At 70.9% G+C, this 24448-nt stretch carries 25 protein-coding genes; 19 read left to right on the top strand and 6 right to left on the bottom strand.

The window, feature by feature from the left end; translation table 11 throughout:
• Positions 1-6 precede the first annotated feature (6 nt).
• The 4 genes from Q1A98_RS07460 (at position 7) to Q1A98_RS07475 (ending at position 4914) form a co-directional block, all read left to right on the top strand.
• The gene (locus Q1A98_RS07460; RefSeq protein WP_299571513.1) at positions 7-657 is read left to right on the top strand and encodes a MarR family transcriptional regulator; all 651 of its coding nucleotides are present in this window, start codon (positions 7-9) and stop codon (positions 655-657) included.
• The gene (locus Q1A98_RS07465) at positions 654-3812 is read left to right on the top strand and encodes a DUF87 domain-containing protein (protein WP_299571516.1); all 3159 of its coding nucleotides are present in this window, start codon (positions 654-656) and stop codon (positions 3810-3812) included. The genes Q1A98_RS07460 and Q1A98_RS07465 overlap by 4 nt, the downstream gene beginning before the upstream one ends.
• 81 nt (positions 3813-3893) lie before the next feature.
• Positions 3894-4499 carry a DUF4262 domain-containing protein gene (locus Q1A98_RS07470; protein ID WP_299571518.1) on the top strand — a complete coding sequence of 202 codons (606 nt, stop codon included), beginning with the start codon at positions 3894-3896 and terminating at the stop codon, positions 4497-4499.
• Between the two features lie 43 nt (positions 4500-4542).
• The gene (locus Q1A98_RS07475; RefSeq protein ID WP_299571521.1) at positions 4543-4914 is read left to right on the top strand and encodes a nitroreductase family deazaflavin-dependent oxidoreductase; all 372 of its coding nucleotides are present in this window, start codon (positions 4543-4545) and stop codon (positions 4912-4914) included.
• Positions 4915-4984: 70 nt separating this feature from the next.
• On the opposite strand, the gene Q1A98_RS07480 is transcribed toward Q1A98_RS07475, so the two are convergent.
• Genes Q1A98_RS07480 through rplN form a run of 4 tightly spaced genes read right to left on the bottom strand, consistent with a single transcriptional unit; the run spans position 4985 to position 6439 of the window.
• Positions 4985-5170, bottom strand: coding sequence for a type Z 30S ribosomal protein S14 (locus Q1A98_RS07480; protein WP_299571523.1), 186 nt, complete (start codon positions 5168-5170; stop codon positions 4985-4987).
• A 1-nt stretch (position 5171) separates the two neighbouring features.
• Positions 5172-5750, bottom strand: coding sequence for a 50S ribosomal protein L5 (rplE, locus tag Q1A98_RS07485; protein ID WP_299571525.1), 579 nt, complete (start codon positions 5748-5750; stop codon positions 5172-5174).
• 1 nt (position 5751) lies between these two features.
• A complete protein-coding gene (rplX, locus tag Q1A98_RS07490) occupies positions 5752-6069 on the bottom strand; it encodes a 50S ribosomal protein L24 (RefSeq protein ID WP_299571527.1) in 318 nt (105 codons plus the stop codon).
• Position 6070: 1 nt separating this feature from the next.
• Positions 6071-6439: a 50S ribosomal protein L14 gene (gene rplN / locus Q1A98_RS07495; RefSeq protein WP_253654927.1), complete on the bottom strand. Its 369-nt coding sequence runs from the start codon at positions 6437-6439 to the stop codon at positions 6071-6073.
• 379 nt (positions 6440-6818) lie between these two features.
• Between rplN and Q1A98_RS07500 the strand changes: the two genes are divergently transcribed.
• Together Q1A98_RS07500 and Q1A98_RS07505 are read left to right on the top strand one after the other, a co-directional pair.
• Positions 6819-7088 (top strand): excalibur calcium-binding domain-containing protein, encoded by a 270-nt coding sequence (locus Q1A98_RS07500; protein ID WP_299571528.1) that lies wholly within the window; start codon positions 6819-6821, stop codon positions 7086-7088.
• Between the two features lie 38 nt (positions 7089-7126).
• Positions 7127-8464, top strand: a complete 1338-nt coding sequence (locus Q1A98_RS07505; RefSeq protein WP_299571530.1) for an AIM24 family protein — start codon at positions 7127-7129, stop codon at positions 8462-8464.
• Between the two features lie 48 nt (positions 8465-8512).
• On the opposite strand, the gene Q1A98_RS07510 is transcribed toward Q1A98_RS07505, so the two are convergent.
• Entirely contained in the window at positions 8513-8827 is a 315-nt protein-coding gene (locus tag Q1A98_RS07510; protein WP_299571532.1) for a hypothetical protein, read from the bottom strand.
• Between the two features lie 194 nt (positions 8828-9021).
• Between Q1A98_RS07510 and Q1A98_RS07515 the strand changes: the two genes are divergently transcribed.
• The 9 genes from Q1A98_RS07515 to Q1A98_RS07555 all read left to right on the top strand — a co-directional run bounded on the left by Q1A98_RS07515 (position 9022) and on the right by Q1A98_RS07555 (position 18718).
• On the top strand, positions 9022-9546 hold the full coding sequence (locus Q1A98_RS07515; RefSeq protein ID WP_299571533.1) for a DUF4878 domain-containing protein: 525 nt from the start codon (positions 9022-9024) through the stop codon (positions 9544-9546).
• Complete coding sequence (locus Q1A98_RS07520) at positions 9486-10583, top strand: ABC transporter substrate-binding protein (RefSeq protein WP_299571536.1); 1098 nt, start codon at positions 9486-9488, stop codon at positions 10581-10583. Before Q1A98_RS07515 ends, Q1A98_RS07520 begins: the two co-directional genes overlap by 61 nt.
• Positions 10580-11665 carry an iron ABC transporter permease gene (locus Q1A98_RS07525; protein ID WP_299571539.1) on the top strand — a complete coding sequence of 362 codons (1086 nt, stop codon included), beginning with the start codon at positions 10580-10582 and terminating at the stop codon, positions 11663-11665. Before Q1A98_RS07520 ends, Q1A98_RS07525 begins: the two co-directional genes overlap by 4 nt.
• Positions 11662-12444 carry a heme ABC transporter ATP-binding protein gene (locus Q1A98_RS07530; RefSeq protein WP_299571542.1) on the top strand — a complete coding sequence of 261 codons (783 nt, stop codon included), beginning with the start codon at positions 11662-11664 and terminating at the stop codon, positions 12442-12444. Before Q1A98_RS07525 ends, Q1A98_RS07530 begins: the two co-directional genes overlap by 4 nt.
• A gap of 92 nt (positions 12445-12536) precedes the next feature.
• The gene (locus tag Q1A98_RS07535) at positions 12537-13934 is read left to right on the top strand and encodes an O-antigen ligase family protein (protein WP_299571545.1); all 1398 of its coding nucleotides are present in this window, start codon (positions 12537-12539) and stop codon (positions 13932-13934) included.
• A gap of 5 nt (positions 13935-13939) precedes the next feature.
• Positions 13940-14896 carry a glycosyltransferase family 1 protein gene (locus Q1A98_RS07540; RefSeq protein ID WP_299571548.1) on the top strand — a complete coding sequence of 319 codons (957 nt, stop codon included), beginning with the start codon at positions 13940-13942 and terminating at the stop codon, positions 14894-14896.
• A 16-nt stretch (positions 14897-14912) separates the two neighbouring features.
• A complete protein-coding gene (locus Q1A98_RS07545) occupies positions 14913-16463 on the top strand; it encodes an oligosaccharide flippase family protein (RefSeq protein WP_299571551.1) in 1551 nt (516 codons plus the stop codon).
• A complete protein-coding gene (locus tag Q1A98_RS07550; RefSeq protein WP_299571553.1) occupies positions 16460-17557 on the top strand; it encodes a glycosyltransferase family 4 protein in 1098 nt (365 codons plus the stop codon). The genes Q1A98_RS07545 and Q1A98_RS07550 overlap by 4 nt, the downstream gene beginning before the upstream one ends.
• 48 nt (positions 17558-17605) lie before the next feature.
• The gene (locus tag Q1A98_RS07555) at positions 17606-18718 is read left to right on the top strand and encodes a beta-xylosidase (protein ID WP_299571556.1); all 1113 of its coding nucleotides are present in this window, start codon (positions 17606-17608) and stop codon (positions 18716-18718) included.
• Positions 18719-18779: 61 nt separating this feature from the next.
• Here Q1A98_RS07555 and Q1A98_RS07560 read toward each other — a convergent pair whose 3' ends face one another.
• Positions 18780-19349: a dihydrofolate reductase family protein gene (locus Q1A98_RS07560; protein ID WP_299571559.1), complete on the bottom strand. Its 570-nt coding sequence runs from the start codon at positions 19347-19349 to the stop codon at positions 18780-18782.
• A gap of 165 nt (positions 19350-19514) precedes the next feature.
• On the opposite strand from Q1A98_RS07560, the gene Q1A98_RS07565 reads away from it, so the two are divergent.
• The 4 genes from Q1A98_RS07565 to Q1A98_RS07580 are packed head-to-tail and all read left to right on the top strand — an operon-like array spanning position 19515 to position 24429.
• Positions 19515-20714: a hypothetical protein gene (locus Q1A98_RS07565; protein ID WP_299571561.1), complete on the top strand. Its 1200-nt coding sequence runs from the start codon at positions 19515-19517 to the stop codon at positions 20712-20714.
• Positions 20711-21853, top strand: a complete 1143-nt coding sequence (locus tag Q1A98_RS07570) for a glycosyltransferase (RefSeq protein ID WP_299571563.1) — start codon at positions 20711-20713, stop codon at positions 21851-21853. Before Q1A98_RS07565 ends, Q1A98_RS07570 begins: the two co-directional genes overlap by 4 nt.
• Entirely contained in the window at positions 21840-23129 is a 1290-nt protein-coding gene (locus Q1A98_RS07575; protein WP_299571565.1) for a hypothetical protein, read from the top strand. Before Q1A98_RS07570 ends, Q1A98_RS07575 begins: the two co-directional genes overlap by 14 nt.
• A gap of 25 nt (positions 23130-23154) precedes the next feature.
• The gene (locus Q1A98_RS07580; RefSeq protein WP_299571568.1) at positions 23155-24429 is read left to right on the top strand and encodes a lipase family protein; all 1275 of its coding nucleotides are present in this window, start codon (positions 23155-23157) and stop codon (positions 24427-24429) included.
• Positions 24430-24448: the final 19 nt, after the last annotated feature.

Consider the following 24448-nt stretch of genomic DNA (forward strand, 5'->3'; position numbering starts at 1 on the left):
CGAGCAGTGACCCACCCCCGTCTCACCGGGACCCAGAGCAGCGTGTTGTTCGTGTTGATGGCCCGCGCCGAGGAGGTCCGCAATCCCGACCTCGCCCGGTTCGGACCGGAACTGAAGAAGCCCGACCGCGAGAAGCTCGTGGGGGCAGGACTCGTGGAGGTCGGCCGCGACGGGCGCGCCATGACGGTGTCGTTGACGGACGCCGGGTGGGCATGGTGCGCCGAGGAACTCGGCCACGAGCCGCCGGACCGCGCGACGCCGCAACTCAAGGCGCTCTACACCGTGCTCGCCGGACTCGGCCGTCACCTGACGAGCAGCGACCGTCGCATCTACGAGGTGTTCACCGCCGAGGATCCCGCCGCCGCGCCGTCCACGACGCAGACATCGATGGGCGTGAGTGTCGTCGACCGCATCCGCGATGCGTACGGTCGCCGCGCATCGCGACCCGGGTCGTGGGTGTCGCTGGCAGTCCTGCGCGCGGACCTCACCGACCTCGACCACGCCGACTTCGACGACGCGGTTCGTGCTCTCGAACGCGAGGCGGGCGTCGGGGTCATCCCGCAGGAAGACCAGGGTCGTCTCACCCCGGCCGATCGCGACAGCGCCGTCGTGATCGGGTCGCAACGGTGCCACCTCATCTCGATCGACGCCCGATGACGGCATTCCACACGAGCCTCGCCCGAACGGCCCTGGAGTCGGTGCGACTGAGCTGGGCACCGACACCCGACGACGTCTGGCAACCGCAGGAGGAGCTGCACGTCGAAGGGCTCCATGACGCCGTGCTCGGCGAGCTCCGGAGGGCGTTCGCCGACGCCGTCACAGACGGCGGCAGTCCGCTGGGCGTCGTGGTGCAGGGCCCCGCAGGGTCGGGCAAGACCCACCTGCTCGGCCAGATCCGCGAGCACGCCCAGCGGTCCGGGGGCTACTTCTTCCTCGTCCGCCTGCTCGACGGCACCGACTTCTGGCGCTCGGTCGTCGTCGGGATGCTGGAGGACCTCGCGCGGCCGACACCTCATCACCCGTCGCAGCTCGTCGACCTCATCGACGCCCTTGCCCGCGAGGCCGCCCTCGACGCGGACGTCACCGCCGCCCTCACGGGTCAGGCGCCACTGACCCGCGAGACGCTCGAGGAATTCGTCGATGCCGTCTACCGGCGACACCCCCGCCACCGCCGGCGGTCTCAGCATGTCTTGCGCGCCCTGGTACTCCGCGCCGCGAGCGACTTCGCGCTGCAGGACCTCGGCGACACCTTCCTGCACCTCGATCCCGGACTCGAGGACGAGCTGGCGGAATGGGGTATCCGACAGGTCCGCCTCGGCTACGAGGAGATCGCGCAGAACATCTCGCGCCTGCTCGCCCTGCGTGGCCCGACCGTCATGGCCATCGACCAGATCGACACCCTCGTCGCGCTGGGTGCCCACCCGGACGGCCGGGCCGCCGTGGAGCAGTTGGCGCACGGGCTGATGGCGATGCGGGAGACGATGGCACGGACGGTCGCCGTCCTCTCGTGCATCAGTGCGTCGTGGGTCATCCTCGAGGAGCACGTCATCAGATCGGTGTCGGATCGCTTCCGCGTCCCGCCGCCCCTGCAGCGTCCCGACGACCCCGATTTCGGTGTTCGCATGCTCGCCAAACGATTCCGCGCCGGATACTCGTCGATCGGTTTCGAACCGCCGTACCCCTCGTGGCCGGTCACGCCGGAGGCGTTCGGCGAGTCCACCAGGTTCACGCCGCGCGAACTCCTCATGGCAGCGGATCGGCATGTCAACGCCTGCCTGCGATCCGGGGAGATCAGCGAACTGCATGAGCTGAGTCCCCAGGCTCCCGCCGCCGATGCAGCCACGGAGGACCGTGACGCGCTCACCGACCTCGACGATCGGTTCGCCGACCTGAGCGCGGCGGCCGACCCGAGCGCGGCGCTGCACGCCGACACCGAGGACACCGTCGTCCCCGGCCTGCTCCGCGTCGCGTTCGCCGCGTGGCTCGATCAACGCGGCGGCGCCGGCGAGTTCCGGATCGACTCCCCACCCAGCGCGAAGCCAGCGCTGCACGGCCGCATCCGCCGCACCCTCGACGCGGACACCGACCGCGAGTTCTCGTGGGGTTTCCGATCAGTCGAGAGCCTGAACGCCGTCGCCGCGCTGAGTCGCGTGCGCAAAGCCGCGACGGCGGCCGGAGTCACCACCCGCACACCGGATCACGCTCTGGTCCTGCTCCGCTCGACGCCGTGGCCGTCGGGGCCGAAGACCCGACAGACATTGGACGAACTCGTCGACAACGGGGGTGTGCTCGTGACATGGTCTGCCGACGACGTCCGCACACTCATGGCGTTGGCGGCCCTGCTCGACGAGCGTCCCGACGACCTCATCCCCTGGCTCGCCTCGCGACGACCCGTCGACGGCATCGCATTCCTCGACGTCCTCGACGGCACATCGTCGGACCTCTCCTCCGCTCCGCGCGTCGCGGACGTGTCGACGCCCGCAGCCGACAGCGTGCCCGAGCCGATCCGGGAGCCGGTCGGTGACCGTCGCGACCCGCCATGGGCCCCGGCGGTCGACATCCCGGCGACCGCCCCCGTCGACGCGATCCCCCTCGGCAGCGCGCGCGGCCGTCCTGTCACCGTCGACCTGCCGGCCCTGCGGAAGCACACGGCCTTGTTCGCCGGATCCGGCTCGGGGAAGACGGTTCTCATACGCCGCATCGTCGAGGAGTGCGCCATCGCCGGGGTGTCGTCGATCGTGCTCGACGTGAACAACGACCTCGCGCGCATGGGTGAGCCGTGGCCCGAGGGGTCGCGGGAGTGGGGTGCCGACGACGCCGACCGGGCCCGTCGATACTTCGAGGGGACCGAGGTGGTCGTCTACACGCCGGGTCGTGCATCCGGACGGCCGCTGTCGTTCCAACCCCTGCCGGATTTCCGGGGCCTCACCGACAACCCAGAAGAGTTCGACGAAGACGAGTTCGAGGCCGCCGTGGACTCCGCGGTCGCGTCTCTTGCACCGCGCGTCAACGCGGAGGGCACGTCCGCCACGGCGAAGCGGCGCCAGGCGATGCTGAACCAGGCGGTGCGGTGGTTCGGTCGACGCGGTGGAGGCACCCTCCGCGACCTCATCGACCTGCTCGCCGAACTCCCGCCCGGTGTGAGCGACCTCCGTCAACCGGGCAGGCTCGCATCCGACATCGCAGATGGACTGCGAGCTGCGATGGCGAACGACCCCATGCTCGGCGGCGACGCCGACGCGATGGACCCCGCGACGTTGTTGACGCCCTCCCCCGGCCGTCGCGCGCGGGTGTCGGTGATCAACCTGGCGGGGTTGCGCAGCGACGAGAAGCGCGACAACTTCGTCAACCAACTGCAGATGGCTCTGTTCGCCCACATCCGACGGCATCCGGCCGGCGACCGCCCGCTCGGCGGCCTCTTCGTCATGGACGAGGCCCAGAACTTCGCCCCCGCAGGGAGGTTCACGGCGTGCACACAGAGCACGCTCGCGCTGGCCTCGCAGGCGCGCAAGTACGGCCTCGGCCTGGTGTTCGCCACGCAGGCACCGAAGGGCCTGAACAACAAGATCCCCGGCAACGCGTCGACACAGTTCTTCGGCAAGCTGACCTCCCCCGTGCAGATCGCGGCGGCCCGCGAGGTCGCGAGTTCGAAGGGCAGCGAGATCGGCGATGTCGGACGCCTCACGGCAGGTCGGTTCTATGCGTCGATCGACGGCGCCCCGTTCGTCGACCTGCAGACACCGCTGTGTCTGAGCCACCACCCGGCGAGCCCGCCCGCGGAGGAGGAGGTTCTCCACATCGCCCGCGGCTAGGACTGAGCCCTTGTCGGTGGCGTGTGATTGCCTCCCCAGCAACCGATCGAACGCATGTTCGGTCTTCGTGGAGGAGGGCCCATGACCGACCACAGGATCACCGTTCCGGGACTGCCGCGCTGGCACCCGGACCCGCGAGTCCGCGAGACGATCGACCGCATCCGACGCTTCGGATGGGCCGTCAACGCCGTCTCCGACATCTGCGAGCAGTGTGAGGCGGCAGGCGAGACGCCGGAATGCTCCTTCGCCTACACCGTGGGCCTCGCGCTCCGCGGTGCGCCGGAACTCGCCGTGTACGGGCTGCCATCGACCACGGCGGGCGCGGTGCTCAACGAGATGTCCGACCTCCTCGCCGTGGAGTACTGGAAGAACCTCGTCGACGACCACGAGGAGATCACGCTCGACGCCCTCGACGTCCCGGTGCGCCTCATCGAGATGGTCGACACCCTCGACCTCATCCACGCCCGGGCGGTCTTCCCGAATGTCCCTGCACTGCAGGTCGTCTGGACCGACGGGAAGCTCTTCTTCCCGTGGGAAGAGGGATACACCCTGCTCGACGACCAGCAACCGGTTCACGGCATACCGGACACGGCGTCGTCTCACCGGCCTGTCGGGCCACGCGTCATCCGCTCGGCAGGCGGACCGAATCGCGCGCAGCGGCGGGCGAGGAAGCGTCGGCGGCGGTGACGGCAGAGGCGACCCGGTCAGCTGTTCTGTAGCGTCTTCCGACATGCAGGTACCGCGTCGGGTCGCGACGGTGAACAAGCACGTCACCAACCGGATCCAGGGTCTCTGGGCGTGGCTCGTCCCGCCCTGGGCCGTCGTGCATCACACCGGTCGCACGTCCGGGCGCGCGTACCGGACCCCGGTCGTGGGGTTCAGCACCCCGCAGGGCTTCGCGATCCCACTGCTCTACGGACCGCAGACCCAGTGGGCGAAGAACCTCCTCGCCGCCGGAGGCGGTGAGGTGCAGCAGGGCGGAAGGCGGCGGGCGTTGATCGGACCGCGTGTCGTCCCGGCGTCGGAGATCACCGCGACAGGCGTCGCGGGGAGGTACACCCGGGCCGCACCGTCGGTGCTCATCGGCACCCTCCGACCCTGACGGCAGGCCTCAGACGCACGACGACCCCCGACCGGAGTGGTCGGGGGTCGTCGTGGCTTCGAGCGTCAGATCACCAGCTGGACTTCTGCACACCGGGCAGCTCGCCGGCGTGGGCCATCTCGCGCAGGCAGATCCGGCACAGGCCGAACTTGCGGAACACCGAGTGCGGACGACCGCACTTCTGGCAGCGGGTGTAACCGCGCACGGCGAACTTCGGCTTCTTGTTGGCCTTGTTGACCAGAGCCTTCTTTGCCATCTCAGTTGTCCTTCACGCTGTTGTCTTTGAACGGGAAGCCGAGGTGACGCAGCAGCGCCCGGCCCTCGTCGTCGTTGGTCGCCGACGTCACGACGGTGATGTCCATACCGCGCGGCCGGTCGATGTCGTCGATGTTGATCTCGTGGAACATCGACTGCTCGTTCAGGCCGAACGTGTAGTTGCCGTGACCGTCGAACTGGCGGTCGGACAGACCGCGGAAGTCGCGGATACGCGGGAGGGCGATCGACACGAGGCGGTCGAGGAACTCCCACATGCGGTCGCCACGGAGGGTGACGCGCGCGCCGATGGGCATGCCCTCACGCAGCTTGAACTGCGCGATCGACTTGCGGGCCCGACGGATCTCGGGCTTCTGGCCGGTGATCAGGGCGAGGTCGTTGACCGCCCCGTTGATCAGCTTGCCGTCGCGGGCGGCGTCGCCGACACCCATGTTGACGACGACCTTCACGACGCCCGGGATCTGCATGACGTTCGCGTAGCTGAACTCCTGCTGCAGCGAGTCCTTGATCTCCGCGCGGTAGCGCGCCTTGAGGCGCGGCTGTGCGTTCTCGGTGGTGGTCATGTCAGATGTCCTTCCCGGTCTTGCGGGAGATGCGGACCTTCTTGCCGGTCTCCTCGTCGATCCGGTAGCCGACGCGAGCCGGCGTGCCGTCGGAGTCGACGACCATCACGTTCGAGACGTGGATGGGGGCCTCGGTCACGACGATGCCGCCCGAGGAGGCACCGCGCTCGGTCTGCGCCGCAGAGGTGTGCTTCTTGATCCGGTTGACGCCCTCGACGAGGACGCGGTTGCGCTGCGGGTAGGACTCGATGACCTTGCCCTTGGCGCCCTTGTCCTTGCCCGAGATGACGATGACGGTGTCGCCCTTGTGGACCTTCATCTCACAACACCTCCGGAGCCAGCGAGACGATCTTCATGAAGCGCTTGTCGCGCAGCTCGCGACCGACGGGCCCGAAGATGCGGGTACCGCGCGGGTCGCTCTCGTTGCGGAGGATCACCGCGGCGTTCTCGTCGAAGCGGATGTAGGAGCCATCCGGACGACGGCGCTCCTTGGTGGTGCGGACGATGACGGCCTTGACGACCTCACCGCGCTTGACGTTGCCGCCGGGGATCGCGTCCTTGACGGTGGCGACGATGACGTCGCCGATTCCCGCGTAACGGCGGGACGAGCCACCGAGCACACGGATGCACAAGATCTCCTTGGCACCGGTGTTGTCGGCGACCCGCAGGCGTGACTCCTGCTGGATCACTTTCTCTCCTCGACCTGGATTGTCTGCCCGCCGGATTTCCGACCCGACGCGCACGGTCTGTCACCATCGGACACACGCCTGCTCGAGCCTCCGGAGAGACCGCGATGGGTTCGTGTGCCGAGTCGCGACGCATGACGCGCCGCAGGCAACCGCCCCAGGGTAGGTGAACCCGCAGGTCGGAAGCAAACTCGCGCATCCGGCGCCCGCTGACATCTGTCCCGACAGCACCGACCGATGGCACCGCGCCGTCGGGCACCCCTCCCGGCACCGATCTCCGCACGTCAGCCGATCGCGCGACATCGCACCGAATCGGGCAACACCGACGCGGTGGGCGGTTAGCCTTCGCCGTCACCATCATCATGGCCTCGGGGAGCTGCACATGACCACCACCATCCGCCGCGTCGTCGTGGCCCTCGCGATGTTCGGCGCAGCCCTCGCGTCGGTGGCAGTCGCCGCGCCCGCGTCGGCGCAGACCTACGCCAACTGCAAGGCCCTCAACGCCGACCATCCGCACGGGGTCGGTACGCCCGGCGCCGTCGACTCGACGTCCGGACGACCGGTGACCACATTCGAGGTCGACGCGACCCTGTACGAGCAGAACCGGAAGAGCGACCGCGACGGCGACGGCATCGCCTGCGAGAAGCGCTGACTCTCCCCGTCTGTCCGATTCCCTGACAGACTGACGGTGTGAGCGATCTCCGCCCGGGCGAGAACCGACCACTGGCCGGTTCGAGCGTGTCGGTGTCCGTCTCGTGCGCGGTCCCGGTCGACGTGTCGGCGCTGCTGCTGGCCGACAGCGGCCGCGTGCGCAGCGACGCCGACCTCGTCTTCTTCAACAACCCGGTCGGCCCCGGTGTGCAGTACCGGCACGGCGCCGGCGCGCCCGACGTCGTCGCGATCGACACCGCCGCCGTCCCCGCCGACGTCACCACGGTCGCGGTCACCGCGAGCCTGGACGGATCGGGACCGGCCACGTTCGGTGCCGCGCCGACGCTCGTCGCGACGGTCTCCGCCGGCGGAGAGACCACCACCTTCCAGATGACCGGCCTGACCACCGAGTCCGCCGTCGTGTGCGTCGAGATCTACCGCCGCGGGGACGCGTGGAAGGTGCGCGCCGTCGGGCAGGGCTACGACGACGGGCTGGCCGGGATCGCGGTCGCCTACGGGATCGACATCGACGACGAGCCCGCTCCTGCCGCCCAACCAACGGCTCCGGCCGCCCAACCAACGGCTCCGGCCGCCCAACCGACGGCTCCTACTGCCCAACGAACGGCCCAGGGAGGCCCCCCGATGCACAGTGAACTGTTCGCCCCGCAGTACGCCGAGGCCTCCGAGCCCGGGATCCAGAAGCAGGGCAGCAAGATGTGCAAGGTCGCGCTCAACGGCGAGGTGATGGCGCGGACCGGATCGATGGTCGCCTACCAGGGCGACCTCAGGTTCGAGGCGCAGGGTTCCGGCGGCATCGGCAACATGATCCGCCAGCGACTCTCCGGCGAGGGCGTGCCGCTGATGAAGGTCGTCGGACGCGGAGACCTGTTCCTGGCCAACGCATCCACCGACGTCCACCTCATCGATCTCGACGGCACGGACGGGCTCACCATCAACGGCGCCAACGTGCTCGCATTCGAGTCGACGCTGTCGTATCAGATCGCGCGCGTGCAGGGCGCGGCCATGGCGAGCAACGCCGGCCTGTTCAACTGTGTCTTCACCGGACGCGGCCGGATCGCCATCACCACCGACGGGACGCCGGTGGTGCTGAACGTCGACCAGCCGACCTACGCCGACCCGCAGGCCGCCGTGGCGTGGTCGTCGAGTCTGCGCACGGGGGTGAAGCAGAACGACTCGTTCAATCTCGGCACCCTCATCGGCCGCAGCACCGGCGAGCGGTTCACCCTGTCGTTCTCCGGGCAGGGCTTCGTCATCGTGCAGCCGTCGGAGCTCCCGCCGGGCGGCCTGATCGGCGGCACCGGCGCCGGCGAGCAGTCCGGTGTCGGCGGGGCGCTCGGCGGCCTGCTCGGCCGCTGAGCCACCCCGCCGGTCCACCGGACTCCTCCGGCCGGGGTTCTCGATGCGTCAGCCGGTGACGACCGGCACCCAGAACCCGAAGAACCAGAAGCCCCACCCGTGATGGGCGGCGTTGTACTGCGGCTGAACCCGCTGACCGCGGTAGGTGAACGCGCGGTGATCGGGTCGCTTGACCGCGCCGGGCTGACCCGTCGGCCGCTGCTGCTGTTGCCACTGCTGCTGGTGCTGTTGCTGCGTGACCTGATGGGCCGGCGCCGCCGAGGCGACGCCCGCTCCGACGCCCAGCGACGCCAGGCCGATGCTCCCCGCCGCGACCGTCCCGACGGCGAGCTTCTTCACGTTCACGACTTTCTTGATCCGCATGTCCCACAACCACCTTTGTGTCGTCCACCGGCCACTCGACCGGACTGCCCACGATCGTGGGACCCATCGCTGGCAACAGACTGCGACGCGGGCTGCTCGTCGCCTGCGAGACCGCTGACCGCCCTCCCAGACAGGTTCGTTAGCATCACCTAAGTCAGCAGCGGTCGACCGCTCGCCCGATCCGAGGAGTTCGCATGCACCTCACCTCCGTCGCCCTTCGCCGTCGTGCGCGCATGGCCGCGATCGTGTCCGCCGGCCTTCTCCTGGCCCTGCCCGTCGCCGCCTGCTCCGACGACTCGTCGTCGACGGCGACGTCGACCACCTCCTCGAGCGCGGCCGGACCCGCCAGCGGCGACGTCGACGCGCCGTCGGGCTTCGATTCCGCTGCGGCACAACAGATCCTGCGGACGGTCCTCGACCCGACGACGTCGCCGCAGGTGACCGCGGACCTCGTCGACTCCGGGAACGCGAGCATCGGACAGCAACTCAACGCCTTCGCCCGCGGCGCCGGGCAGGCGGGCTACACCCCCGACAAGTTCACCGTCACCGGCGTCCGCGCCGACGGCACCGACAAGGCGCAGGCCACCGTCGCCGTCGCGAGCCCGCACACCCCCGCGCCGGTGTCGGTGCAGTACGGCTACGTCCGGGTCGCCGGCACATGGAAGCTCTCGGCCGACGCGGTGACCGCGCTGCTCGGGATGGCGAGCGGACCCCGCTGATCCGCATCGCGCGCACGGCCCTCGCCGCCTCGACGGTCGCCGCGGCGCTCGTCCTGGCGGGGTGCTCGACGGCCCCGCTCGACGTCGGGTCGGCGACGTCGACGCCGATCGCGGCGACCGGTCCGCGGACGGCGACGATCGCACAGTCCGATCCCGTCGCGGTGGCGCCGACGCCGGCGCCGCGGCTCCCCGCCTCGGTCGACACCGCCGACGGCCGACGGGTGACGGTCACCGACGTCAGCCGGATCGTCGCCCTTGACCGGTACGGCACCTACGGCACCACCGTGTTCGCGCTCGGTCTCGGCGGGAATCTCGTCGGCCGTGACATCGCCACGAAGTTCCCCGCCGCGCAATCGATCCCGGTGCTGACCCTCGGTGGCACCGACGCGAATGTCGAGGCGATCATCGCGCTGCGACCGACGGTCGTCCTCACCGACGCCTCACTCCCGTCGTCGGCGACGGTGGTGCGGCAGCTCTCGTCGGCGGGCATCGCCGTCGTCGTGGGCAGCGAGAAGCGCGCCGTCGCGGACACACCCGCACAGCTGCGATTCGTCGCCCGCGCACTGGGCGTCCCCGACGCCGGGGAGACCCTGGTCCGTCGTGTCGAGGTCGGGTTGTCGCAGGCCCGCGCGATGCGTCCCGACGTCCCCGACGCCGACCGACCCCGCATCGCGTTCCTCTACGCCCGCGGGACCGGCCTGCTCATCCTCGGCGGGCCGGGGTCGGGCGCCGATTCACTGATCGACGTCGTCGGCGCGCGCGACGCCGGTACCGCGGCGGGCCTGACGGACGCCTTCACCTCCCTGACGTCGGAAGGCCTCATCCGCGCCCGGCCCGACGTGATCCTCATGCTCACCGACGGGCTGCAATCCGTCGGCGGCGTCGACGGCCTGCTGCGCGTCCCCGGTGTCAGCGAGACACCTGCCGGCCGGACGCGGTCGGTGATCGACATGGACGACGGCGAACTGCTGTCCTTCGGCCCCCGCACGGGCGACGTCGTCCTCGCACTCACCCGCGCGCTGTACGGACCGCGATGACCCGATCGGCTGTGCGGACCCGGCTCCGGCCGTCGCCGACGGGGCGAGCGCGCCGCGCCGCGCTTGCCGTGGTGCTCGTCGTCGGACTGCTCGCGGTGGCCCTGTCGGCCGTGGTGGCCGCCGCGATCGGGCAGAACCCGGTGCCCGTCGACGAGGTGATCGGATCGATCCTGCACCACCTGCACCTGCCGATCGGACCGCTGCCCGACCAGGTCGGCGAGAACACGCTGTGGAACGTGCGCCTGCCGCGCGTCGTGCTCGCCCTGTTGGTCGGGGCCGCACTCGGCTGCGCGGGCGCGGTGCTGCAGGGGGTCTTCGCCAACCCCCTCGCCGAGCCCGGCATCATCGGCGTCTCGTCGGGCGCCGCGGCCGGTGCGTCCGGTGTCATCGCGCTCGCCGGTGTCGGTGTCGCGGGCTATTCCGTCGCGGGCGGGGCGTTCGTCGGCGGACTGATCACCGCGGCTGCGGTCTATCTGCTGTCGCGGTCGGCCGGACGGACCGAGGTCGTCACCCTCGTCCTCACCGGTATCGCGGTGAACGCGTTCGCGGGCGGTCTCATCGCCTTCTTCACGTTCCGCGCCACCCCGACCGCCCGCGACCAGATCGTCTTCTGGCAGCTCGGATCGCTCAACCGCGCCACCTGGGACCAGGTGTTCCTCGTCCTCGGTTTCGTCGTCGTCGGTGTGGTCGCCGCGATGGTGATCGCCCGCCGGATGGACCTGCTGGCGCTCGGCGAGTACTCGGCGCGACATCTCGGGGTCGACGTCGAGGCGCTGCGTCGCGTGGCCATCGTCATCGTCGCCGTGCTCACCGCGGCGGCGGTCGCCTTCTGCGGGATCATCCTGTTCGTGGGTCTCGTCGTCCCCCACCTGATGCGACTGGTCGTCGGGCCCGGGCACCGCGTGCTGGTCCCCGCCGCGACGCTCGCCGGGGCTGTCGGCCTCGTCCTCGCCGACCTCGCCGCCCGCACCCTCGTCGACTACGCCGATCTGCCGCTGGGCATGCTCACGAGCCTCGTCGGCGGTCCCGTCTTCCTGATCCTGCTGCGACGGACCGGGTCCCGACGCGGGGGGTGGGCATGACACCACTCGTGTCCGTCGCCGGGGTCTCCGTACATCGCGACGGGCGGCCCGTGCTCTCCGATGTCGACCTCACCGTCGCAGCAGGCGAACTGCTGTGCGTCGTCGGGCCGAACGGCGCGGGGAAGTCGACGCTCGTCGGCGCCCTGTCGGGATCGTTGCCGCCGACGACCGGGACGGTGTCGCTGGCGGGCGACGACATCACCGAGCTGTCCCCCGTCGACCAGGCTCGCCGCCGCGCGGTACTGCCGCAGGACCACGTCGTGGGCGGGGCGTTCACCTGCCGCGAGGTCGTGCAGATGGCGCGCTATCCGTGGAACCGCACGGCGCACAACGCCGAGGACGACAACGCGGTGGCCGAGGCCCTGGCCCGCTGCGACGTCGAGGCGTTCGCCGACCGCCCGTTCGCGACGTTGTCGGGTGGGGAACGGGCCCGGGTCGCCCTCGCCCGGGTGCTCGCCCAACGGACACCGGTGCTCGTCCTCGACGAGCCGACGGCCGCGATGGACCCCCACTTCGCCGAGGCCGTCATGGCGATCGTGACCGCCCGCCGGGACGACGGGTGTGCCGTGGTCGCCGTCGTCCACGACCTCGGGCTCGCCGCCGCGTACAGCGACACGGTGGCCGTGCTGGCCGGCGGTCGCGTCGTGGCGGTCGGGCCACCCGAGCAGACGATGACCGCGGAGCTCCTCGGCGAGGTCTACGGCGTCCCGATGGCATCGGGGGTCGTCGCCGGCCAGCGCGTCGTCGTGCCCGTGCGCCCGCCCCGACCGACGAACTGACCCGCGCGACACCGGGGAATGCACACGAACGACCGTAGAGTTCGACAAAATGAATTCACGGCCGAATGCATCCCGGTGAGAGGCGGTGAATCGTGCAGGTCCTCGTCGAGGGTGCGCTCGGTGTCGTCGTCCTCGTCGTGGCGGTCGCCGCGATCCGGTTCATCTGGATCCGTCCGCAGCGCGGGTTGCTGCTGCTCGCCGCGTTCACCCCGTTGCACGGTCTGCTCGACATCGCGCCGGTGCCGCACGTCGCGGCGGCCTGGAAAGAGGGCCTCGTCGCGCTGACGCTGGTCTGCGCGTTCGGCCAACGCGCCCGGCGACGGTCGTGGCCGCCCGTCCACATCCCCTACTGGCCGGCGATCGTCGTGTTCGTGGCCTTCGGTCTCGTCTCCGCGGTCGTCACCTACGGGCCCTTCGGCCTCGTCGGGGCGAAGGTGACGTTCTTCTACATGATCTTCGTCCTGCTGATCCTGTGGTTCGCACCGTTCGACGGTCGCGACCGCGACCACCTGATGTCGATCCTCATGGGGATGTGCATCCTCGTGAGCCTCGTCGGCATCGCGCAGCAGATCGTCGGTCCGGGGGAACTGGTCAAGCTCGGCTACGAGTTCGGCAAACAGGTGCGCACCAGCGGCCCCCTCTTTCGCACCTTCAGCACCTTCAACCAACCGTTCGGCTTCGGCCTGTACGTGATGGTGGCGTTGCTCGTCGGCGGCGCTGTGGCACTGGCCGAACCGCGTCGACGCCGCAACCGGGTGTTCCTCTGGCTGTGGCCGATCATGGCCGTGGTGATGGCGACCTCCGTCGTGCGCGCCGCGATCATCGGGCTCGTCGTCGGCGTGATCTGGCTGGCCGCCCTGCGGTTCCGGTACCTCATCGCACCCCTGGTGACGATCGCCGTCGTCGCGATGGCCGCGTTCCCGCTGCTGCCGAAGTCGGCGACGTCGGTGTTCTTCTCCTCCAGCAGCCTGGGGCAGCGCGGTGCGGGGTGGAGCGACATCATCTCCAGCATCCTGGTGCACCCGCTGGGGCGGGGACTGGGGTCGAGCGGCGCTGCGGCGGACCGTATCTCGACCGCACAGGGGCAGTCGACGACGACGGTGTCCGCGGGCGCGGGCGGCACCATCCAGTCGGGGTCGGCGAACTACCAGCCCGACAACTACTACATCAAGACGCTGCTCGAGCTCGGACCGATCGGACTGTGGGTGTTCCTGGCCCTGATCGTCACCGCGCTCGTCTGGTGTGTGCGGTCATCACGGACTCTCCACGGCCGCGACAGCGCGTTGTCACTGGGCGTGAGCGCGTCGATCGTCGCGGCGATGGTGGCGAGCCTGGTGGCGACCTACTTCGAGATCTTTCCGATGGATGTTCATTTCTGGCTTCTCCTGGGAGTGGTGGGATGCGCTACGGCACAGCAGGATTCACGTTCGGTGCGCTCGCACTCCGACCCGGCGGCAGCGGTGTCCAGACATACATCCGCGAGCTCCTGAGGTACATGCCCGAGCTGCTGGCCCCGGCACCGACCACCGCCCTGGTCCAGGCCGATGCCGTCGCGGACCTGCCGGCGGGGATGCACGCCATCACGCGACCGGTCGCCGACGGGGCGCGGCGCGCGGTCTACGGCGCAGCGCCGTTGCGGGCATCGGTGTTCCACGGCCTCGACGTCGACCTCCCGCTCACCGGACCGGCGACGACGGTCGCGACCGTGCACGACCTGTCGGTGATCGACATGCCGTCGGCCTCCAGCCGGTTTCGGGCCGCCGGCGAGAACGTCCTGGTCCGACGGTCGCTCCGCAAGGCCGACGTGTTGATCGCGGTGTCGCGCTTCACCGCCGATCGCATCAAGGCCATCACCGGCCGCGACGCCCACGTGGTCGAGCTCGCGCCCGCGGTGTGGGCGACGCCCCCGTCGGAGGCCGACATCGAGCGCGTCCGCGTCGCCCACCACCTCCCTGAGAAGTTCGTGCTGCAGGTCGGCACCGTGGAGCCACGGAAGAACGTCGCGCTGGTCGCCGCGGCGGCGGATCGGCTGGGGATCCCCTGCGTCCTGGCCGGCGGCGGATCGACGGGTCCCGACGCGCCCGCGTCGGCGATCGGGCTGGGCTACGTCGACGTCGAGGACCTGCCCGCGCTGTACGCCGCCGCAACCGTGACCGCCTATGCGTCCCACTACGAGGGGTACGGGCTGCCGCCGGTGGAGGCGATGGCGTGCGGCGGGGCGGTCGTCGCCAGCGCGGTGGGCGCCCTGCCCGAGGTCGTCGGCGACGGTGCCCGGTTGGTTGCCGCCGACGACGTCGACGACTGGGTCGCCGCGATGGAGCCTCTCGTGCGGGATCACTCGGCACGCGACGAGCTGGCCCGGGCGGCGATCGCGACCATGGAGCCGATCACCTGGGAGCGGACTGCGCGCGCCACCGTCGACGTCTATCGGCGCGAGGGGATCGCCCCGTGACCGGCCGGACCCCGCCGTGAGTCTGGAGTCGGTGGCCCAGGCGGCTCCCCCACCACCGGATCCCCGGATCGCCGAGATCGACCCCGCCGCGGTACGTCCCGGCGAGGCCGCGGCACAGGCGTCCGACGGTCGCGCGGCCGCACGCGCGACGGCGGCGATGCTCGCGAGCAGGCTTGTCATCGCCGCGCTCGGCTGGGCCGGCAGCGTCATCATCGCGCGGATCCTGTCGCCCGAGGCGTGGGGCCACTACACGTTCGTGTTCGCGCTCCTGGGCCTCATGGCGATCTTCACCGACCTCGGCGTGGGTCGGGCGGTGATGGCGCAACTCATCGTCGACGACCCCGAGGAGGTCGCGCGGACGTCGTCGGCGTTCATCGCGCTGCGCCTGCTGCTGGGCCTGGGCGGCTACGTCATCGCGCTCGCCTACGTCGTGATCCTGCAGTATCCCGGCGACGTCATCCGTGCGACCGCCCTCGCCGGACTGGTGATCGTGTTCGCGACACCGGGTCACGCGTTGACCGTCGTCTACCAGAGCCGCCATCGCCTCGTGTTGTCGGCGATCGCCGAGAGTCTCGGCCAGGCACTGCAACTCGCGATCACCATCGCCGCCGCGATCGTCGCGCCGTACCTGCTGATCTTCGTGCTCGCCCCGGTGCTGAACGAGGTGCTCGCGCTGTCGACGAAGACCGTCGGCATCCTGAGCCGCGACGGCGGGCTGCGACCATCACGGCGCATCGAGATCGCGCGGTGGCGGTCGATGCTCCTCGACGCGGCGCCACTCGCCATCGGGTTCGCGCTGACGATCGCGCTGCAGAAGGTCGACATGCTGCTGCTGTCCGTCCTCGACACCTTCGACGCGGTCGGCATCTACGGCATCGGCTACAAGTTCTCCGACATCCTCGACACCTTCGTCCTCGCCGCCGCCGGACCCATCGCGACGCTGCTGGTGGCCGCCTGGCCCGACGAACCGGGGGTGTTCCGACAGAAGTGCCGCACAGCGGCCGCCGCACTCGGCACCGGCGGAGCCCTGGCGGTCGCGGCGTTCTGGCCGTCGGCGCCGCAGGTGATCGGTCTGCTCTACGGCGACCGGTTCGTGGTGGGGGCGTTCGCGGCCCGCCTGCTGGTCCTCGGGGCGGCGTTGACTGCGTTGATCGTGTTGGGCATCTACCTCCTCGCGTCCGCCGGGCGAGCCCGCAGTTATCCCCTCGTCGCACTCGGCGGCCTGGCGCTCAACATCGTGCTGAACCTCGTGCTGATCCCGCGCCTGTCCTACGACGGCGCGGCGATCGCCACGGTCGCGACGCTCGGCGCGGTGGTCGTGGTGCTGTGGGCCGTGATCATCCGGACCGTGCCGATCATCGGGTTGCTGCCGCTGGGCACCCTGGTCGGACTCGCCGTCGTCTGCGCGGCGGTCTGCGTCGGTGGGACGGTCCTCACCCGGTGGGTGCCGTGGCCGATCGTGTCGGTGGTGGCCGCCGTGATCGTGGCCGCGGTGGCCCTGCCCCTGCTCCGAGCGTCCGCACGCATCCCCGGTCGACACACGAAGGTGCAGGTGAGCAGCACATGACGACGGAACGTGGGCCCGTGGACCGGGTGCTGTTCGTCGCCCACTCCGGGCAGGTGTCGGGCGCGGAGAAGGTCATGCTCGACCTGGTCCACCACGCCGTCGGCGACGGCCTCGGCGTGGCGGTCGCCTGCGCGGCGGGCCCACTGGTCGACCGTCTACCGGCGGGCGTCGACCACATCGAGATCGGTCACCTCGGGCTGACCGGCGAGAGCGGGGCCGCCCGCCTGCTCGGCGGTGCGCGACTGGTGGCGCGCTGGCGCGCGGTGGGGCGCGTCCTGCGACCCCACGTGACGGCGCCGGGAACGGCGACCGTCGTGAACTCTCTCTACGCCCTGCCCGCGATGCGCTGGGCTGCCGGTGACGACGGTGTCTCCTGGCTCGTCCACGACACCGCGGTGTCCGGACGTCAACGGGCCGTGGTCCGCGCGGCGAAGTCGAGGATCCGGCGGGCGGTCGCGGTGTCGTCGGCGACGGCGGCGCCCCTGCGGGCGATGGGTGTGCCGGTCGTGGTCGCACACAACGGCGTCCGCTGGCCGGTCGAGCAGCTGTCGTCCGATCTGCACTCCCCGCCTGTCGTCGGGATGCTCGCGCTGCTCACGCCGTGGAAAGGCCACAAGGTCCTGCTGGAGGCGGCCGCGCACCTCCCCGACATCGAGGTCGAGTTCGCGGGCGGATCGTTCCCCGGCGACGTCGATCACGTCGCGGAACTCCATGCCCGCGCCGCCGCGATCGACCTCGACGGCCGAGTCCGGTTCCTCGGTCACACCGATCTGCGGACAGCGCTGGCGCGCTGGGACGTCGTGGTGTCGGCGAGCGTCGAGCCGGAGGCCGGCCCCCTCTCGGTGCTGGAGGCGATGTCCTACGGCAAGCCGGTCGTCGGGACGGACCACGGCGGCACGACAGAATTCCTCGCCGGTGGCGCCGGGGTGCTCGTGCCTCCCGGTGACCCCGGGGCGCTCGCCGACGGCATCCGACAGGTCCTGTCCGACGAGGACGCGCGTGCGAGGATGGTCGCCGCAGCGCGACAGCGGGTGGCCGACGACCACGACCTGTCGCGGACGTTGCCCGCCATGCTGACCGCGCTGCTGACCTAGGGGGACAGACACACCCTCCTGCCGCGATCGGTGTCGCGAAGGAGTTCGATGCGGACACGCCTGTTCGGAGCGCGCCGGAGCGCACGCGCGCTGGTCGTCGTCGCGATGACGCTGCTCATCGGCGCGACCGTCGGCCTGCCGTGGGCCGCCGCGGTCCCGACGGCGACCGCGTCGTGTTTCCCCGCCCCCGGCCTCATTGGCGGCGGCGTCGTGAAAGGCACATCACCGGGCGCAGGGTTCCTCTACCTGTCGAACTCCGATCAGACCGCCGAGGTCGACGCCGCGAAGAAGGCCGGCATCCGCACCGTGCGCATCGACGTCGACTGGTCGGCGATCGAGACCAGCCCGGGCGTCTTCAACTGGGCGTCGACGGACCGTGCGATGGCCGCGGTCGCGAGCGCGGGGATGTGCCCGCTGGGGCTGATCGGCTTCAGCCCGAGGTGGGCGACGAACCCGGCCGACAACGCGACCGACAGCCATTTCCGGCCGAAGGACCCGGCCCGGTACGGGCAGTTCGTGCGGACCGCGGCACTGCGGTACCGGTCGACGGTGTCGGCGTGGGAGATCTGGAACGAACCGAACACCCTGAACTTCTTCAAGCCGGCGACGGACGCCGCGTACTACACGCAGCTCCTCAAGGCCGGGTACTCCGCGGTGAAGGGGGTCAGTTCGTCGCTCGGGGTCATCTCGGCGGGGATGGCACCGGCCACCGACAACGGTCGGGACATCGCGCCGCTGACGTTCCTCGCCGGGATGTACGACGCCGGCGCCCGTGGCAGCTTCGACGCCGTCGGGATGCACCCGTACACGTACCCCTATCTGCCGAACGACCCATCGACGCGGTCCTTCAGTGCGGCGCAACAGATGTGGCCGATGCACGACATCATGGTCAATCGCGGCGACGGGGCGAAGCGCATCTGGATGACCGAGTTCGGCGCGCCGACCGGGACGTCGTCGGTGTCGGTGACACCGCAGACCCAAGCCGACACGGTGCGCATCGTCCTCGACGCCGCGAAGGGGACGTCCTGGCTGGGACCGGCCTACGTCTACAGCATCCGCGACGCCGGAGGCGATCCCACCGACCCCGAACAGAACTTCGGTCTGCTCAACCGCGACTTCTCGCCGAAGCCCGCCTATCAGGTGATGGCGGCCTACACCTGACCGCACGGTCGACCGAATCCGTGGCGATTCTTCCCGCTGAGCGGGAAAAAGCACTACGGATTCACGTGTGGAGCGTCGGGCGGTAGGCGAGTTCGACGATGCCGCCGTCGAAGGATGTGCTGCTGATCAGTTCCAGGTCGAAGTCGGGGCCGTCGCGGTGGATCGGGTCGTCGCCGTTCGTCCCGGTGATGACGGGGAAAACGGTCAGCAACAGGCGGTCGACGACCCCGGCCGCCATCAGCGCGCGATTCAGCGACACGCTCCCGTGCGACCGCAGCGGCAGGTCCGTCTCGGTCTTGAGCCGTCTCACGACCTCGATGGCGTCGCCACTCGCGACAGTCGCGTCAGGCCAGTCGAGCGGCGGCTGCAGGGTCGAGGACACCACGGTCATCGGCGATCCGAGCATCCGAGCGACCCACGGGTCCGGCTCGATGCCGATGTCCTGGAAGTGACGGAAGAGTCGGTAGGTGTCCGCGCCGAACACCATGTGCTGGTCGACATGGAACTGCCGTCGCCGATGCTCGAGCCAGGCGTCGCTCTCCTTCCCCCAGTAGCCGCCCCACGTACCGGCTTTCGGGGCGGCGAACCCGTCCAGGGTCGTGAACAGGTCGACGGTGTACTCGGCGGTCATGACGCTCTCCTCGGTCGCGGGCTGTCCACCACTTCGACCGTCGTCGACCACAGAACTCATCGGCCGACGCGTGTCGGGTTCACCCGATCCCGCGATCGAAACTAGTTATGATCGGCAAAGTCCAAGTTCGCAATACTCAAGTCGTCGCGTGCGAAGGAGCCCCCGGTGACCGTCGATGCCGCGACGTCCCATCGCGACGCTCCCCCACCCATCGACCTCGCCGGACACTTCCGGGACCTGGCGCGCATGCTGCTTCCCGCGCTGATCATCGGCGTGATCGTGGGCGGCGCGGTGTTCGCCTACCTCTCCGCGCAGACCAAGCAGTACTCCGCGTCGGTCGTCACACAGGTCACCACGTCGGGTGAGATCGTCGCCGGTGACGCGTTCGTCGAGCAGCTCCGCGCCCCGTTCCAGGAGCTGGCCACCGACGACGGCGTGCTGGCGCAGGTCCTGACCCAGGTGTCGACCGGGTGGAGCACCAGCGAACTGAGCAGCCATGTCACCCTCACCCCCGGCACGGCTCCATCGCTGTTGACGTTCACCGCCACGGCCGACGACCCCCGCACCGCCCAGCAGGTCGCCCGGGCGATGGTCGCGGCCGTCGCGCAGGCCAACGAGGCGAACGCCGCCCGGGACGTCGCCCGTCGGGTCGACCAGATCGACGCCTCGATCGCGTTCGAGCAGGCCCGCAACGGGCGACTCGCCGCGAACAGCGACGCCCGCACCCAGTCCGACGCCCGGCTCGCCGAACTCCGCGCCCAGCGCGACCAGATCGCGGGCGCCGGCGGGAACCAGTTGACGGTGCTCTCGGTCCCCGAGGCGTCGTCGTCACCGGTGTCACCGAAACCGGTGTCGACGGCGCTGGTCGCCGGGATCATCGCCGTGATCGTCGCCGCCGAACTGCTCGTGCTGGCGCGCGGGCGCCTCGGCACACGCAACAACCGGATCTGGGCGCGGCGCATCGCGCACGAGCACGGAGCGCGACTGGTCGTCGTCGGGCCCGGACCCTACGACGCGTCGAAGCTGCTCTACGGCGAACTGGCACACCGTCATCGACGCGGGCGGTCGGCGGTCATCCTCACCGGCGAGTCGGTGGACGTCGTCGACGTCGTCGTGCCGGGCGGCTCCACCGAGGAATGGGGGCAGCGCGTCGAGCGAGGCGCGGTGGCCGACGAGTGGTGGCGTGACGTCGATCTCGGCGATCTCGTCGCCGCGGTCGTCGTGATCACCGTGACCGGGCGCGACCGCGCCGCCACCGCGGCGACCCTCGCGCAGCTCGTCGACCTCGGGGCGGCCCGCTACCTCGTCCTGCAGACCCGGCGGGGAGGCCGGACCCGCCGGGGGACGAAGGGGAAGCGCACGTGACCACTGATCACGACAACCGCGGCGCCGCCCGTCGGGTGGCCGTCGTCCACGAACGCCTCACCGAGATCGCCGGATCCGAGCATGTCGTCGAGCAATTGGCCCTCGAATGGCCCGACGGGAGCGTGCACGCCCCGATCGTCCGTGAGCAGGGCATCCCCCGCGACCTCCCGCACCCCCCGCAGACGACCTGGCTCAACGGCCTCTACCGCGCACTCGGGAATCGCTCCTACGCACCGACGCTGCCGTTCATGCCGCTGGCGTTCCGGCACATGGATCTTCGCGGTCCGGGGGGCGACCCCGAGGTGGTGGTGACAAGCCATCACGCGTTCGCGACCCAGGTCGTGTTCGCGACGGATGCACCGGTGATCGCCTACGTCCACAGCCCGGCCCGGTGGGCGTGGGACGCGAGCCTGCGCGCCGGCGAGGGCGGCGGCGCGCTCGGGGCGGGGATCCTGGCCGGCCTGTCCGCGGTCGCCCGACGCTGCGAGGTGTCCGCCGCACCGCGACTGCACACCGTCGTCGCGAACTCGTCGGCCGTCGCCGAACGAATCCGGAACTGGTGGGGCCGCGACGCCGTCGTCGTGCACCCGCCCGTCGACACCGCAGGCTTCACGCCCGACGACTCGGTCGACCGCGAGGACTTCTTCCTGCTGGCCGGACGGCTCGTCCCCTACAAACGGCCCGACCTCGCCATCCGCGCCGCGGCACAGGCCGACGTCCCACTGATCGTCGCCGGAGACGGTCGCGCGATGGAGGCCTGCCGTGCGATCGCCGGCCCGAGGACGACGTTCCTGGGGCGTGTCCCCCACGACCAGCTCCTCGACCTGCACCGACGGACACGCGCCCTGCTGATGCCGGGCATCGAGGACTTCGGCATCGTGCCGGTCGAGTCGATGGCCACGGGCACCCCGGTCATCGCGCTCGGCGAGGGTGGCGCGCTGGACTCCGTCCGTCCCGGCGAGACCGGCCTGCTGGTGGAACCCGGCACCGACGACGAGATCACCGATCGCTTCGCCGCGGCGATGCGCGACTTCGACCCGTCGGCGTTCGACCGGCACGCCATCCGAGAGTGGTCACAACGGTTCTCGCGCGCCGAGTTCCGGCGGCAGATGCGCGAGGTCGTCGATGCCGCGCTCTGACCGTCGCGCCTTCCGCTCCGACGACGAGATCGGTGCGCACCGACCCAGCGCACTCGACCGCGCGCTCGCCCATTCGCGGAACATTGCCGTCTTCGGGCCCGTGCCGGGCCTCGACCGCGACCTGCTGACCGTCCGCCTGCGGTCCATCGCCGCCGAGGTCCCGCGGCTCCGCCTCGACCCGTTCTCGGCCGACGGCACGTGGACGCGACGGACCGACGCCCTGCTCGTGGAGGACATCGAGGTACCCGCGACGCCCGACGACCTCCCCGACACACCCGGCGCACGGTTGGGGGTCATCGCCACCCACGTGCGAGCGCTCGACCCGATCCCGCTGCGCGTGGCGGTCTGCGACGACCACCTCGTCGTCGACCACTCACACGGACTCGGGGACGGCCGTCTGGCGCCGGCGCTGCAGGCGGTCCTGCTCGACTCCGCCCCGCCCGCCGTACACGCGGCGCTCGCACACGACGCTCCCGCGGGGTCGGTGCGGCGCGCCCTCGCCGACCAGATCCTGCGCCACCCCCGCCGACTCGCCGAGGTCCGACGGCTGCGCGCCGACAACGCCCGGACCGAGACCTTCGCCGAACCCGCCTCCGTCGACAGCAGTCGGGTGCGGACCGTGTCGGCGACCGTCCCGCCCGACGGCGTCGCCGCGCTGCGCGAACGCATCTCGACGATGGAGGGCGCATCCGACGCCTCGTCGACCGTCGCCATCTGGGTGGCCGCCCTGTGCCGCGCCGGCATCGCCTCCGACGACGTGGTGCAGGTCCTCGTCGACTGCCGTCGATACCTGCGGCGCGGTGACGCCGGGATGGGCAACCTCGCGATCGCCCTGCCCATCCGGATGCCCGAGCCCGTCACCCCGGCCTCGGTCCGACACCGGGTACGCGCCGCCACCGAGTCGGCATGGCCGCTGGCCGTTCTGGGGATCAACGCCACACGAGCGCGCCTTCGCCGCGGGGCGCCGACCCAGTCCGTGAAACCCGTTCCTGCCGTACGTACCTCACCGCATGTGCGGCTGTCGGTCAGCGACATCGGCCGACTGCCCCTGTACGACGGGGTCGTGTCGCCCGGCACGGACTCGCCGCCCCAACTCGGCGCCGGCATCGACCCCGACGGCCCCGAGGCGCTCACCCTGCTCGTCAGCGAGGTCGGTGGCGCCCGCACGCTCTCGGCGACCTTCCACTCCGATGTGATCGACGCGCGCGCAGTGCATTCCGCGCTGGCCGACATCTGTCGCGATCCGGTCGCGGTCCTGGAGGCGGCGAGCCAGTGAGGCGCGAGCGATCCAGCATGCCCCGATGACCGCAGTCGACGTCGAGACCGGGCGTCACGGCCTGCACCGGGGTCTCCGAGGCATCCTGTCGACCTGGGCCCTCCTGCTGACCGCGGTCGCGCTCGTCGGATGCGCGACGAGCACGCCCGCCGACGTCGCGGCGCCGTCGACCTCGGCGGAACCCGGGACTCTGGTCGGGACACCGGCGCGTGACGACGGCTACCCGGCCCTCGACGACGTCACCCGCGACATCACCGCGATCCGCTACACCACCACGGCCCGGGACGGGTCCCCACGCACGGCCAACGGCGTCGTCTTCGTCCCCCGCGACGACCCGCCGCGCGGCGGCTACCGCGTCGCCGCCGTCGCTCATCCGAACACCGGCGCGTCGAGCGACTGCGCCCCGACCTCGTATCCGGGACTGCTCGGCAGCCTCGGATCCGTGGCCTACTTCCTCGCCGCGGGATACGTCGTCGTGTTCACCGAGGACCCCGTCACCGTCGACGACGCCGGCACCCTCGCCGACACCGGCGACGGCACCGCGACCACCACCTCGCGTCCGCACCCGTTCCTCGAGCCGTACAGCGGTGCCCACACCATGATCGACGGCGTGCGGGCCGCGAGACGGGTGGTCGCGCGCACCTCCTCCGACTGGATCGCCTACGGCGTCTCGCAGGGTGGGCAGGCCTCGTGGGCCGCCAACGACCTCGCCGGCAGCTACGGCGGCGGGTTGCGCCTGCTCGGGTCGCTGAGCATCTCCCCCTCGGCGGACCTACGCGGGCTCGTCGACAAGATGCAGCAGGGCACGCTCAGCATCGCGCAGCGGGTCGCTCTCCCCGTCGTGCTCGAGGGCGTCAGCGCGGCGTTCCCCGGCTTCCGGATGCAGGATTTCCTCCGCGGGTCGATGTTGTCGGCGCGCTCGGTGTTCCTCTCCTGCACCGGCGACCAGGAGGCGGCGAAGGTCGAGATCGCCACCGCGGCACCGGCATCGGATTTCCGGCCGTCGTCACAGGCCGCCGCCGACCGCCTCCGCGACCAGCTCGGCCAGTTCGCCGTGCCGCTCCCGTCCACGAGCGCGACCGCACCGATGTTCGTCGCGTACGGCACCGACGACACCCTCATCGACCCGCGGTGGACCGTCGACGCGGTCCGACGCGCCTGCCGCGCCGGGGACACCGTCGACCTCCGTGTGGTGCAGGGACAGCCGCACGGGACGCTTGATCTCGGCCCGATCCCGCAGGACTGGGTCGACGACCGCGCGGCCGGACGTCGGGCTCCGAACTCGTGTCCGAACCTGTGACACATGTGCCCGAACACCA

The sequence above is a fragment of the uncultured Williamsia sp. genome, from assembly GCF_947494875.1.
In the GTDB taxonomy this organism is placed as follows: Bacteria; Actinomycetota; Actinomycetes; order Mycobacteriales; family Mycobacteriaceae; genus Williamsia_A.

Excerpts from the sequence above, each read along its gene's own strand:
- Q1A98_RS07470 (WP_299571518.1), top strand. The coding sequence starts at position 3,894 with ATGACCGACCACAGGATCACCGTTCCGGGACTGCCGCGCTGGCACCCG.
- Q1A98_RS07550 (WP_299571553.1), top strand. The coding sequence starts at position 16,460 with ATGACGACGGAACGTGGGCCCGTGGACCGGGTGCTGTTCGTCGCCCAC.
- Q1A98_RS07580 (WP_299571568.1), top strand. The coding sequence starts at position 23,155 with ATGACCGCAGTCGACGTCGAGACCGGGCGTCACGGCCTGCACCGGGGT.
- Q1A98_RS07475 (WP_299571521.1), top strand. The coding sequence starts at position 4,543 with ATGCAGGTACCGCGTCGGGTCGCGACGGTGAACAAGCACGTCACCAAC.
- Q1A98_RS07480 (WP_299571523.1), bottom strand. The coding sequence starts at position 5,170 with ATGGCAAAGAAGGCTCTGGTCAACAAGGCCAACAAGAAGCCGAAGTTC.
- Q1A98_RS07520 (WP_299571536.1), top strand. The coding sequence starts at position 9,486 with ATGGAAGCTCTCGGCCGACGCGGTGACCGCGCTGCTCGGGATGGCGAG.
- Q1A98_RS07465 (WP_299571516.1), top strand. The coding sequence starts at position 654 with ATGACGGCATTCCACACGAGCCTCGCCCGAACGGCCCTGGAGTCGGTG.
- Q1A98_RS07540 (WP_299571548.1), top strand. The coding sequence starts at position 13,940 with ATGCCCGAGCTGCTGGCCCCGGCACCGACCACCGCCCTGGTCCAGGCC.
- Q1A98_RS07515 (WP_299571533.1), top strand. The coding sequence starts at position 9,022 with ATGCACCTCACCTCCGTCGCCCTTCGCCGTCGTGCGCGCATGGCCGCG.
- Q1A98_RS07525 (WP_299571539.1), top strand. The coding sequence starts at position 10,580 with ATGACCCGATCGGCTGTGCGGACCCGGCTCCGGCCGTCGCCGACGGGG.
- Q1A98_RS07500 (WP_299571528.1), top strand. The coding sequence starts at position 6,819 with ATGACCACCACCATCCGCCGCGTCGTCGTGGCCCTCGCGATGTTCGGC.
- Q1A98_RS07530 (WP_299571542.1), top strand. The coding sequence starts at position 11,662 with ATGACACCACTCGTGTCCGTCGCCGGGGTCTCCGTACATCGCGACGGG.
- Q1A98_RS07575 (WP_299571565.1), top strand. The coding sequence starts at position 21,840 with ATGCCGCGCTCTGACCGTCGCGCCTTCCGCTCCGACGACGAGATCGGT.
- Q1A98_RS07560 (WP_299571559.1), bottom strand. The coding sequence starts at position 19,349 with ATGACCGCCGAGTACACCGTCGACCTGTTCACGACCCTGGACGGGTTC.
- Q1A98_RS07555 (WP_299571556.1), top strand. The coding sequence starts at position 17,606 with ATGCGGACACGCCTGTTCGGAGCGCGCCGGAGCGCACGCGCGCTGGTC.
- Q1A98_RS07510 (WP_299571532.1), bottom strand. The coding sequence starts at position 8,827 with ATGCGGATCAAGAAAGTCGTGAACGTGAAGAAGCTCGCCGTCGGGACG.
- rplX (WP_299571527.1), bottom strand. The coding sequence starts at position 6,069 with ATGAAGGTCCACAAGGGCGACACCGTCATCGTCATCTCGGGCAAGGAC.
- rplE (WP_299571525.1), bottom strand. The coding sequence starts at position 5,750 with ATGACCACCACCGAGAACGCACAGCCGCGCCTCAAGGCGCGCTACCGC.